At 47.1% G+C, this 12,305-nt stretch carries 10 protein-coding genes; 4 read left to right on the top strand and 6 right to left on the bottom strand.

Translation table 11 applies throughout. The features are described from left to right. The first annotated feature begins 96 nt into the window (after positions 1-96). Together AB4114_RS15940 and AB4114_RS15935 are read left to right on the top strand one after the other, a co-directional pair. Positions 97-681 (top strand): AAA family ATPase, encoded by a 585-nt coding sequence (locus AB4114_RS15940; protein ID WP_441989325.1) that lies wholly within the window; start codon positions 97-99, stop codon positions 679-681. A gap of 190 nt (positions 682-871) precedes the next feature. Then, a complete protein-coding gene (locus tag AB4114_RS15935) occupies positions 872-2,536 on the top strand; it encodes a DUF2339 domain-containing protein (protein WP_441989324.1) in 1,665 nt (554 codons plus the stop codon). A 309-nt stretch (positions 2,537-2,845) separates the two neighbouring features. Here AB4114_RS15935 and AB4114_RS15930 read toward each other — a convergent pair whose 3' ends face one another. Together AB4114_RS15930 and AB4114_RS15925 are read right to left on the bottom strand one after the other, a co-directional pair. Then, positions 2,846-3,562 carry a sialate O-acetylesterase gene (locus tag AB4114_RS15930; RefSeq protein ID WP_441989323.1) on the bottom strand — a complete coding sequence of 239 codons (717 nt, stop codon included), beginning with the start codon at positions 3,560-3,562 and terminating at the stop codon, positions 2,846-2,848. A gap of 45 nt (positions 3,563-3,607) precedes the next feature. Continuing rightward, positions 3,608-4,339 carry a sialate O-acetylesterase gene (locus AB4114_RS15925; RefSeq protein WP_441989322.1) on the bottom strand — a complete coding sequence of 244 codons (732 nt, stop codon included), beginning with the start codon at positions 4,337-4,339 and terminating at the stop codon, positions 3,608-3,610. A gap of 230 nt (positions 4,340-4,569) precedes the next feature. On the opposite strand from AB4114_RS15925, the gene AB4114_RS15920 reads away from it, so the two are divergent. Beyond that, positions 4,570-5,478: an ArsR/SmtB family transcription factor gene (locus AB4114_RS15920; RefSeq protein WP_441989321.1), complete on the top strand. Its 909-nt coding sequence runs from the start codon at positions 4,570-4,572 to the stop codon at positions 5,476-5,478. 66 nt (positions 5,479-5,544) lie between these two features. Here the strand turns inward: AB4114_RS15920 and AB4114_RS15915 are convergent, their stop codons facing one another. From AB4114_RS15915 to AB4114_RS15900, 4 genes are all read right to left on the bottom strand, one after another. Further along, the gene (locus AB4114_RS15915; protein WP_441989320.1) at positions 5,545-6,726 is read right to left on the bottom strand and encodes an MGDG synthase family glycosyltransferase; all 1,182 of its coding nucleotides are present in this window, start codon (positions 6,724-6,726) and stop codon (positions 5,545-5,547) included. Beyond that, positions 6,723-7,397, bottom strand: a complete 675-nt coding sequence (locus tag AB4114_RS15910; protein WP_441989319.1) for a phosphatase PAP2 family protein — start codon at positions 7,395-7,397, stop codon at positions 6,723-6,725. The genes AB4114_RS15915 and AB4114_RS15910 overlap by 4 nt, the downstream gene beginning before the upstream one ends. Before the next feature lie 1,080 nt (positions 7,398-8,477). Continuing rightward, positions 8,478-9,239 carry a hypothetical protein gene (locus AB4114_RS15905; RefSeq protein ID WP_441989318.1) on the bottom strand — a complete coding sequence of 254 codons (762 nt, stop codon included), beginning with the start codon at positions 9,237-9,239 and terminating at the stop codon, positions 8,478-8,480. 42 nt (positions 9,240-9,281) lie between these two features. After that, positions 9,282-10,136, bottom strand: a complete 855-nt coding sequence (locus tag AB4114_RS15900) for a hypothetical protein (protein WP_441989317.1) — start codon at positions 10,134-10,136, stop codon at positions 9,282-9,284. 141 nt (positions 10,137-10,277) lie between these two features. Here AB4114_RS15900 and AB4114_RS15895 point away from each other — a divergent pair, with 141 nt between their 5' ends. Then, positions 10,278-12,263 (top strand): hypothetical protein, encoded by a 1,986-nt coding sequence (locus AB4114_RS15895; RefSeq protein WP_441989316.1) that lies wholly within the window; start codon positions 10,278-10,280, stop codon positions 12,261-12,263. The last annotated feature ends 42 nt before the right edge of the window (positions 12,264-12,305 follow it).

Genomic DNA, 12,305 nt, shown 5'->3' with positions numbered 1-12,305 from the left:
AAGATAGCTGAAAGTTTCCTGAAAATCTGTGTTGAAAACGCTCTTATGTTACAATTTGTTGAACAGTCATTTACACCGTAAATTTTGGAGGTCACCATGCGCAAATTAATCTTCTTCATCGGTCCTGCAGGTGCAGGCAAAACAACGCTAGCAAGAGCTTGGGTGCGCCGACATGGCGGAGCTTTCTTAGATATGGACACATTGCTGCGCCCCGCGGCAGAAGCGATCATGACCCTTGCTGGGCAAGATCCCAGCGATCGGGATTCGCCTTTTTATAAGCAACACTGCCGCGATTTGGGATATCGCATCACGATGGATGCGGCGCTTGAACAGCTCCTGCTTGATCAGGATGCTATCGTGATCGGGCCATTTACGAAGGAACAGGGAGACCCGCTGTGGCTGGAAGGGGAGTTGGCTCGTATCGGAGCTTCCATACAGAATGTCCGTGTTAAGGTGATTTACGCGTATTTACCGAGTGAGGATGTTTATAAGGAGCGTATTCGCTTAAGGGGCTTGGAATTGGATGTATGGAAGCTGGACAATTGGGATCAATTCCGTTCATCCCTGCAGCGCAGAGAAGTTACTTGGCGGATGGAACCGTCATCTCTCCTGTATTGGGATAATTCGGAGCCTTTATCGGATGCTAGGGAAGCTGAATTAGCTGCCTTTATCCTGGCTTGAATTGGGTGTATGGGAGCAAATGAAAGAACCCAGCAAACGCAATGGTTTGCTGGGTTCTTTGGTTGATATAATTTCTATCTTCATCTAGGTACTACTGCAGAATAGTACTTATTTCATCCATCATAAACTGTTATCTTAAATGTATAAACATTTGCCCGAAATTACCACTGAGCGAAAGGGAGGTTACTTCTTGGACATTCATAATCGATTTGAGAACTTAGAAAAGAGAGTTGTCGAGCTCGAGAAAGAACTCGCACTTCTAAAGCAAAGCAAACCAACTGAAAACAGAGTAAGTCATCCTAATCCTAATCCCACTCCCAATCGCATTCCCGTTCAAGTTCAGCCCATTGCACCACCCCAACAAGAAGCTATGAAAGAAGAGACCGACTGGGAACACCTCATTGCTAGGGTATGGCTGCCGAGAATTTTTATGTTTGTACTTCTGATCGGTATCGTATGGGGATTCAAAGCGGCGGTTGACAACGGACTCCTCACTGAGCGGATGCGCTGTGCTATTGGCTATGTCGTCGGGGGAACCTTCATAATCCTCGGGTTTAAACAACACAAGGCTAATCGTCCACTGCTGTCACAAGTGTTGTTAGGCGGTTCCATCGGATTACTAATGCTAACCACCTTTGCTTGTCATCAATTGTATGAACTCATTGGAGCGCCTATTGCGTTCACACTGAATGTGTTATGGGTCGTCTTGGGCTTATGGTTTTCACACAAATTAAAATCACAATCCTTGGCGATCATAGCAAGTGCAGCAGGTGTTCTGACACCTTTCTTATTAAATAGTAACAACCCTTCCTCCGTATTTTTCGTTAGCTACGAGACGCTGTTATTTGTAAGTTTTATGATATATGCCATACGACATACATTTGTCGGCTTATTCTATACTTCGTTCGCGCTACTCCCCTTAGCCTTGTTCCTATTTGGCCTTGGTGTACATGGGGATACAAAGGTTGCAGCAATTGGGATGTTAGTACAACAAGTAGCTTTGCTAGCGTCTATCTGTTTGAAAAGCCCCACAATGAATCATCAACTTCGATTGCTGATTCCAAGTTTCGCGTTCACCGCTATTTGGTTTAAAGTGGCCTACACAGATACGCAATTCAACGTTGTGATGATTTCCACTTGTATTGCCTATGCCTTCATTTCCTACTGGTTCAGTAGAAAAGCACACGAGAAGCTACCCTATACGATGACAGTAGCATCCTATGCTTTACTATTCTACTCGGCCAACTACTTCAGCGCTGATGCATTACCTGGTTTCCTATTAGTTGAGGGAATTATTGCGTTGTTACTTGGTTTCATTGTGAAGTCGCTATTACAAAAAATCAATGGAATCATCATCTATGTAATCGCTTTTGCAACTGCATTGGGTACAGTCACCGAGGGTATGAGCAGTATTCTGTCGGTCGACATGTTAATATGGCTGCTATTATTAGGAACCMTGGCAGGTATGATTGCAATAGTTTCACATTTCGGGGTCGGCACCAACACGAAGAACACATTAATTACGCTTAAGTATGGACTTGGATTCCTATTCTTGTGGTTCATAACGGAAGTAACCGGAACATTGACAGATGGTTTCAGTTTGAATATCCAACACTTATGTGTTTCGACGGCGTGGCTCCTTTACGCGATTAGTGTAATTGCCTACGGACTGAAGAAAGAAGTCAAACAAATCAGACTCACTGGTATCGCTTTGTTATTCCTAACTTTAATGAAGGTCATCTTGATGGATTTGCCAAATGTTTCACTGACTATTAAAGCTGTTTTGTTCATTGGTCTTGGTTTTGTCGGCCTTTTGTTATCTCGCTTCTTCTACAAGAAGACATCCAACACGTGAGTACTCCCGCCACGCATCGTCAGCCATTGAAGTCGGGGGCAAAGATGCAAAAGAGCACTAATTTTCGGGATAAATAGCTAAACTTAGCTACATTAGTGCAAAAGAGCAACCTTTATGACGTTAAGGTGCCGAAATGATGAGTACCAGCAGAAATTGTTGCCTAATTGCACGTATTTCGGAAAGAGCGATTAATTCGATGAGCAAAGATGCCCTTTTGCATCTTTCACAGCTGGCACCTGTTCCAAAAAAAATGGAAATAGAGGTTCTCCCCCCACATACGTTTCGGGGACAACCYCCTGATTTCTTGAATTATTCTCTTGCTCTGTCCGTGAGGAATGTCCCCGCTGGCAAGCCAAGTCCATTTACTAAATTGGCCTCCGTGTAATTCGCCCAGGCATAACGCGCCTTAGCTGGCTTCGTAATCTCTGGATGCCACACTTGGACGGTGTTCCCAACGATACTCGCTTCAGCGGTCAGGAAGTCGCCAACCTCAGCAGCGATTTGGAAACCGATGAGTCGATCGTTCCCCACAGGAAGTGCTAGCCCCCCATCTGTGTGATCAAAATGAAGCACAATCCGCCCACCTTCGATGTGCAGCTCACGGTACACGGGGCCTGAGCTCGTAAGCTCTCTCCCATAGACATGCTCTAACGCTGTTAAAGCGAGGCGCTGCCCCACGGTCCGCTTATCTCGTGGATGAATGTCATCGCGTTCCCCGCAATCTAATGTGACGGCCATGCCCGTATGCGGGACGCGCTCATTCACGATCGCTTGGGACTCGCGAAGCAGCGGCCACGATTCACCGTCTGCTTTACCATCCGCACAGTAGGATGTCAATTGGACGAAGTGGAAAGGGAGATTGTCATTGTGCCAGAGTGAACGCCAATTATGGATAAGTCCTGATAGCAGTTTATCGTACAGCTCAGCATGGCCTGCATCGCTTTCTCCCTGATAGAACAGAAACCCCTTTACCCCATAGGGAACTACCTTGAGCAGCATCGTTTCGTAGAGACCGCTTGGTCTCATGAAGCTATGCGGACTCATTGGAGGCGGCCATGGATAGCCGCCGAGCTACTCATCACTTGCACCAGCAGCTTTACGTAATTCATAGTCTGCCGTTGATTGATCATAGGCTTGACGGATTATTGCGAAGGCATCCCAGTCGAAATCCTTCACTTGTTCTTGGAAGGAATCTATATACACCTGCAGCTCTGGTTGCTGGTTAATGGTGGCCTCACTCACCCAGCTCGATGCCGAGGTGCCTCCCCAATAGCAGCCGATTATGCCAATTGGTACGCCTTCTGAAGCCTGAATATGCTGGGCAAAATGATAAGCAACCGCTGAAAAATCAGGGACATTTTCAGGAGCAGCCTTTTTCCACGTTGCGATCATGGGCGTTACTTCGGATGAATCCTCCCACTCTAATCGAGGAACTTCGAAGTGACGAATCAGAGGGAAATTCGCTTCCGCGATGTCCGTCTCCGCGTGACTCGTATCTCGCACCTTCCACTCCATGTTGGATTGTCCGCCAGCTAGCCACACATCGCCAAAATAGACATCTTGAACGGTTGCAAGTTGTTGTCCCTCGGAGCTGACGGTTAAAATATGCGGGCCTCCCGCTTCGGATGCTGGCAGCATCGCCTGCCACTTGCCCTCTGCGCAGACGGTTTGAACCTGTTGTCCTTGGCACTCCAAGGTTAGCTGCATCCCATCCGGGCCTGTCCCCCAGACGGGGTTYTCTTGATTTCGCTGCAAAATCACTCCTTCGGAGAAAATTGCATGCAGTTGAAAGCGATTACTCATTTTCACACCTCGTTATCTAAACTTGGTATATAATGGATTAATCCTCTATCTCATGATACACTATTTCTTTGACGAAGAACGTCCTTTTTGCCGAGTAGGCGGAGGGCGTTTTTTTGTTTTTCTAACAACGATTTCTCCAGCATACAACAAACACTCACAATCAAGTTGTTTAAATAACCTACAGGTTATACAATAGAAATAAATATGCCTACAAAGTTGAGGTTTCCCCTATGCAAATTGAGGTTTCATCCAAAAATATGCCCTTCCTGGAATGCTTCTCATCGGAAACTCGCGTGAAGATGATTGAACTGCTTGGCGAAGCGCCATTAAATATTAAACAGCTGTCCCAGCGACTAGAGATTTCGTCAGCGATCGTGACGAAGCATATTCAGAAACTGGAGCAAGCTGGCATTGTGCGGTCGGAGAACGTGACCGGTGTACGAGGCACGCAAAAGATTTGCTACCTGCAGCTTGAACAAGCCACACTTCAGTTTAAGTCGAAGAAGCCTTATGAGCATCCGACAACGACGGTTGCGATTCCCATCGGTCAGTACGCCTCCTTCGACGTGAACCCGACGTGTGGCTTGGCGTCACCGACGCAGCTGATTGGCGTGCTCGATGATCCGCGGTATTTTGCGGATCCGCAGCATGTACAAGCAGGCATTCTTTGGTTCGGCAGCGGTTACGTGGAGTACCGTATCCCGAATTTTTTCCACAGCAACCAGAAGCTTCGTTCGTTGGAAATTTCATTTGAAATCTGCTCGGAAGCTCCTGGCTTTAACGAAAATTGGCCTTCGGATATTTCGTTTTCGATCAACGATAAGCCACTCGGACAGTGGACCTGCCCTGGTGATTTCGGCAAACACAGAGGGGTACTCTCCCCCGACTGGTGGGGAAATGGCAACACACAGCATGGTCTGCTGAAAATCATTACCGTGAATCCCCAGGGTTCCTTTCTAGATGGCACACAAATCTCAGCGACGACCATACACGACCTGAATATCGTATTCTCCCAAGATATTCATTTCCGTATTGCCTCCTTAGAAACGTCCACGAATTGTGGTGGTGTTACGCTATTCGGCAAACAATTCGGCAACTATGCTCAAGACATCATCGTGACGATGCAAGAAGATAAATAGCAAACTAAATAACCCTATTCCCCCACCTCAAAAAGAGGGAGGAATAGGGTTATTTTGAGCTCTATTTTAAACATTGGCATAAGAAAATTGTAAGTCATCCTGAATCGGAAGATAATGATGCTCCGTTTCCAAAATCGCATCTACCGTGCGAAGCACATCAGGTTGACGATGACTCATTTGTGCATTCTTTTTCAGCTTGAGCAGTACAGATTGATTCGCGATGACCTCTAACAACTGCCTTTTCATCTCGGCTGCGTTCTTCACTTCGACAGCTGCTCCGATTCCAACGAGATAGGCAGCATTCGCCTGCTCTTGGCCTGGAATTGGCTTGTACAGCATCATCGGCAAATCCAGCGCAAGCGCTTCGGATACGGTGAGCCCGCCTGGCTTCGTCACGATCAGATCAGATAGTGCCATCAGCTCGTGCACATGATCGACGAACCCTGTCACCATCACATGATGGTGCGTATTCGAGCCGCCCAACTCTTCTTCCAAATGCTGTTTCAGCTTCTCATTGCGACCACAGACGAACACAAACTGCACGGGAGTCTTCAGATCATCCGACTGCAGCACCGATTTAAACGACTTCCCGATCAGCCCATGGCCCCCGCCCATCACAAGGACAGTTGGCATGTCGCGGTGCAAGCCATATTTATCACGAAGCTCCTCACGATTGTAGGTTTGTGTGAATGGCATGCGAAGCGGTATCCCTGTCACAACGATACGTTGTTCAGGAATCGCATACCGCAGGAGCGCCTGTTTCACATGCTCGGCCCCAACCAGATACTTATCCGTCCCCGGATGAATCCAGTAGCTGTGATCGGTGTAATCGGTGATGACCGTCACGGTCGGCACGATCGTAAGGCCGTTACATTTTAGATAAGACATCGCTGCCGCAGCACCTGGGAACGTACACACGACTTCCGTGGGTGCTTCCTCTTCTAACAAATCCAGCATCCGTTCGGTGCTGAATGACTTCATTCTTTTGAACAAATGGGATAACGCGGTATCATGTCTGGTCTTGTGATATAGAAAACCGTATACGGAGGGCAAGCTTTTTACCCATTGCATATAACAGTATTTACCGAACCCATGCAGATACGGATGCGTCCACGCCAAATAATCGACGACCTTCACTTCCATATCCGGTCTGTACATACGTACCGCTTCAAGAATAGCTTGTGCTGCTTTATTGTGCCCATCGCCAAGACTGCCCGTCAGTATCAAAAGCTTTCCTTTGCTTCTCATTGCTTCAGTCCCCTTTCGAGCTTATCCTGCCGCGCACTAGCAGCGGTCGATCCTGTTAACCACGTTCTTCTACTTCTCTCCACTAGATAGACGACTCCTTCTGCCACTAGCACTGCACCCACGATATCCATTAACACATGCTGCTTAACGAATAATGTTGAAACGATAATGAGAATCGCCATGCTCGTTACAATGATTGTGTGCGACATTGCAATTCGTTTGGATCGGAGATAGGCTCTCATCATGAGGTATGCTGTTAACACGTGTGTACTGGGAAAACAGTTAAACGGTTCATCCGAGCGATACACCCACTGGACCGTCCGCAGCAGCCAATCACTGCCTTCAATGTTCGGTCGCGGCACTGTCGTCTGATATATAGCATAGACGCTATAACACAAAAGCAAACCTATGATAAATTCCACGAGTGTCTGGATATAATTCGAGCGATCTCGATACGCTAAATATAGGAATCCTACGGCAAGAAAGACATACCAGGATAAATAAGGAACGACGAAGCCTTTGATAAAAGGGATCTGTCGATCGAGATCCGTCATTAAACTGTACGCTGTACCGTTATCTTGATTTAAATGTATATAAATGAGCCCTACTAACGGGATCAAAAGTAGTCCGCTGCACGCAAGCAAATAGGACACCCAAGCTTTTGTTCTCATGCCAAATCCTCGCTCTCCTCTACGTTATCTCTATCATAAAGGAGTATAGCCATTTGCTAAACGCACCAAGGTACTGTCTTTCTTTAGCCAAAAGTCGTGAAAAAACCTAGACCAAAGGCGGAGTTGTCCACATCCTTTGGTGCATATAAGATGAAGGTTGATGACGCCAATGCGTTGTCTGCTTAGCAGATGTCGGCACAAATGTTACTGTTACAATATGATTACAGAAATATTACAACATAATACAGCATACCAAATCATACGCGGAAAAGCATCTTCTAGCATCTCTGTGTGAAGCATGTCATTATGGTTTGTAATGAGGACTAGCGGTTTCACGTCCAAAAGGCTATCACACTCTCGACCTGTGGATAACATTTTCTGTGGATATGTGTATAAGATATTGAAAAGATTATGCACAGCTTGCTTTGTGGACATGTTGATATTGTGGATATTTTTGGGGATAAGTATGTATTGGGTGGATTTCCATGGCAAATTTGAGGGCAAAAAGAGGGAGGAAGGCGCTGGATGGAGCGAGAAGAGTGACGGTAGAAGGTAGGCTGGCGGGAAAGGACGACTGAGGGTAGAACAAAATGCTGGTGGCAGAGTAGATAGAACTTGCAGGATAGTGGCATGTGTTGGTCGAGTGGCGTTGGTGGTTGGTGGTTGATGACTTGTGCATGGTTGTATGCGGTTCGTGGCATGTGGATAGCTGAGTGTAGATTGTTGCGTGTAGATGCTGACATGTAGGTGGTCGAGTAGCGTTGGTGGTGTTTAGATACTCGCCCCCAGGCCAACTAACTGGATTTTCTCCAGCTAATTTCAGGGTTTTTCACTAAAATCGAGCATTAGATGGAAAATCTCCATTTAAATCTGACCTTTCGCGGCAAAAGAGGGAGATTGCGTCAAATTAGCTGTAGGAAATCCATTTAAATTGTGTTTCGATCAATTTACGCCGAAAATAGATGGAGGAAATCCATCTAAATCTGCCACTGCTGCCACTGCCGCACTGCCGTCACTGCCCCCCTCCCTCCGCAGCAACCATCAGCGTCAACCGACGCATCCAACAGCCGCGGACAAGCCTTATTTTAAAAACTGATCCGTTGATCCCGTCGCCACAAATTCACTTAGCTTCAGCAGTTTCTTCTTCCCCCTGTTGCCTTTTATCGTGTGTGAAGTGGGCTTCTCAGCCTTCGGATCGTCAACGATTCGTTTGACGTAATCACCTGTAAGCAGGTTATATTCTTCTTCGTCACCTGTCGTTTCGGTCATCGTCCCCGAATAGAAGGATCCCACCGTGGCACCGATCAGGTACCAGTCTTCGTCTTGAAATCTGAATCGGTAGTTCCCGTACCATCTGTCGTTACTTCCCCCATAGAAACTCACGATAAGGGAGCCTCTATCGATAGAAATGCCCGCTAGTGGATCGCCCCATACTCCGCCTTCATCGGCTTTCAGGATCGCCTTATCCGCCATGATCGATCGTGTGTAGGTGCCCTCCTTATTCCCAAAAGCAATCAAAAGCGCCMTTTCAGGTGCTTGGTCTTCTCCGCTATCCAGCTTTTCTATGACCATGGCTACGTCTTGGTTACCGTCTTTGTTCAAGTCACCTTCCACACGTACAGGGACACTTTGACGGACAAGCTGCTGCCAACCTTTGGGCATAAGGACTGACGGATTTTTAGCCTCGCTCACCTTGGGGGCAACTTCTCCCTTTTTCAGAGGAATAGAAGCCGTCGGCTCTTCTGGCACAGCGCTCGAAACAACCGTTGCAAGCTCATCTGCTTGGCACGCGGACAACCCGATCATGAATGCGAATACCATGAAATAATACGTGATTTTCAACCGCACCCCCTCCTTTCGACTCATCACTTAAACCGTATCTTATTATTCACGAAATGTGCGAAATCCTATCACTAACCCAACGACAACGAAAAGGAGTCCTAGTAAAGCTGTTCCATACGGGTACGCCAACGGGAAAATAAGAGATGGCCAGCCGAGCAAAATGTCACTCTGATATCCCACGGCAGAAGGTGAAGTTGACGTCAGATTGATCATATTCACCCTTTGTGGAACCTCACCCAGCTCATCAAATGTGAATCGATCTTCTTCAACCTGACCATCACTATCGACACTTAGAATGCGCCATGACAAGTTTTTATCCGGGGTAAACGCTGTTCCAGAGATTCGTTGAATAACCACGAACTTCTCAATTCCATTCTCCTCGACGGTCAAGACCCCAAAGTATCCATGGTACCGATTATCATCCAAGAAATTCGGCCTCACCAGGACAGGCCCCTCTACAGACCAATCCTTGTGATTGATTGTCATTTTTAAATTCGCTTGTTCACGACTGGATTCATTAAATACGCCCGATTGGAATTGATCTGCAATTTCAATCGTCTGCCCCTCCCACTTGTATACTCTAGTGTAGGTAAGCCGCGTCGCGTCGTCGCGTCGATTCATGTCCGTATACGCTGCGATTGTATGAATAGCTTTGCTGTCGTTGCCAACAGCTATATAATTCTCAACTGAAATACGATCTACTGGAATGGGTGCGCCTCTCCCGAGAATCTCCACTTTACCTAATTCCATGAAATTCACATAGATATGATCAAAAGTAAAGTCACGGTTAACACGGCTTCCGATAATCATCTCTTGCCCCATCAAGAGCAATGGCTGTGCCGAGAGCAACAGGAGCATTGTACCAATAAGTAACGGGATTAACCTTCTAAATTTCATGAGTTCGCCTCCCAACTTCAAGAAAGTCTATTCATCACACCTTTTCCACTATGTTACACCGATTTCAGAAACTTTTTGCCCCTACTTTACGTCTAATATTTGAAATATTTACCACAATTGGTGATGGGAAGTGGTTGCGAAATGAATTGGCGAGCAAGTTGGATGGTAACTTTGTTAGTGGTAACACTTACGGGACTGTTAGGTAAACCTGCAGAAACCTCGGCGGAATTCATGGCTCAGGGGCCCTATCCCCCAGATGGTTTACGTATTCCTGGATCGATAGCGCTACTGTCGGATACAGCTTACTATCCTGCAGCAGATACACCTGCCGATCAGCCCGAGGGATGGTTTTCTCCGCAAAACGTCAATGTCATCGAGACGAATGGCGCTTGGTCTATTGGCGCAGCTAACTGGAAAATTGAGACAATGTTCGGCCCTCGTTGGATTCGTCCAAATCCATGGGAGATTGATATCGCTCCACCCGATCACATTTTGCTAACCTCGGACACACCTCTTTATAGCAAAATGAGCGAACGAGGCGGTTCGGTAGCAGCCCTCGCACCTCAAGAAGTGAAGGTCGTCAGTGCGGAGAAGCAGTGGTTCTACACGAATGACACGTCCAGTAAAGCCTGGATTCAGATTCATACGTCATGGATGGGAGACTTGTGGGCGCACATCCCCGTGAAGCAAATAGGCACCGTTCAAGACGTCAGCAAGCCCGTCTATTATCCAGGTATCTACGGCAGTAAGGAGCTGTTGCCCCTTTTACAATTAGCGCAGACTTCGATGGAAACCGCATCTGCTAGGGAAACACGAATCATCCAAGAGTATACAACGATTTATGACCGTTACTTCTTGGTTGAAACCGAGGTGGGTCCTCTGTGGACTTCGCAAGCAGGTGTGACCATCGTCCCTACCGATGAAACATTAAACCTGACTACGGAGATTCCACTATTCACTGACCCAGCAAACAAAGAAACTGCCGTCGTCACAGGGGAGAAGGTTACTGCCTTCGAGAAAATCACCCAGCCGTTATGGACTGGTAGAGGTCCTTATGAGATTTGGCATTTCTCAACTTGGTACCATGTACACACGTCCAAAGGAACAGGATGGATTAATCTCTTATACGGGGAGCCCGCGKACGCGGTGAACGTTCATTGGAAGGTATCCATTCATGGTGACCGTGAGTTAATGCGTTATCCTGATGTGTACTATACATCTTCTGTCCTTTTGCTGCGAAATCAGGATGTGGAGGTTTCCGCGGTATGGAGTCTGCCAAACGGCGCCACCTGGCTCAAGGCCAGTAAGGAAGGACATACCGGGTGGATCCCTTTACAACCCTGGAACCAAGACAGATTCTGGGACCTCGATACGGGTACTGAACTACAGATTGAAACCCAATATCCACAACAGGTTATTCTTAAGCTTGATAGCCAAGGCGTTCTAAAGTGGAACGAGAATGTTGACGCAGGCTATGTAAAAAAAGGCGTGGATGTCCTGAAGCTGAAGGTTCTAGCTGAGCAGTTGGGATACCAGCAAGCGGATGTGGAAGATCCGAACGGTGCCGTTCGTTATTCGAAAGGCGACTATGCCTTCGTTCTACACAAAGGGGAACAACGTGCTGATATCTACTGGAAAAATAGTTTAACCAAATCCGTTGCCCTTAGCAGCATCCCCCAGCAACAAGAAGGTGAGTGGTACTTGGAACAGACGGATGTGAAGTTATTATTCGGACTTTCCCCCATTCCTTGGTATGAGGGGCACGCTTACTATGAAGGAGGCTACAAAGTCGAACTCGGTAAGCTCCCTGACAAGTTAGCAGGAACAACCGCTAGACTGCATGCTTTCCTTTACGATACGCAGGTACAATGGACTCAGAAAAATCTCAAAGACGCCATCCAGCCACGGCTATCTTTGGAGGAAAATAATGATCTAGGCGGCAAGGATGCCTTATCATCGATCGCGGTTGCACCCGCCAGTAAGGCCGTTTCCGCTGACACGGTCACGCCATTGTTCCAACTGAATACTTCAAGAACCCTGACTTCTGGCCCTCACGACGTGAACATCGTTCTTCGAGTAGGTGAGCGAATCGTGTGGATGCAGACTTGGCATGTGGTAATGGAGTAGTTGATTGACAGGAATATACGAAAAAAGAAGCCTTGGAAGAGG

Origin of the sequence: Paenibacillus sp. 2RAB27 (genome assembly GCF_052115445.1) — a bacterium.
Classification (GTDB): Bacteria; Bacillota; Bacilli; order Paenibacillales; family NBRC-103111; genus Paenibacillus_E.
Note: the sequence above shows the minus strand (reverse complement) of the source record. Positions and strands in the feature narration are given on the sequence as shown.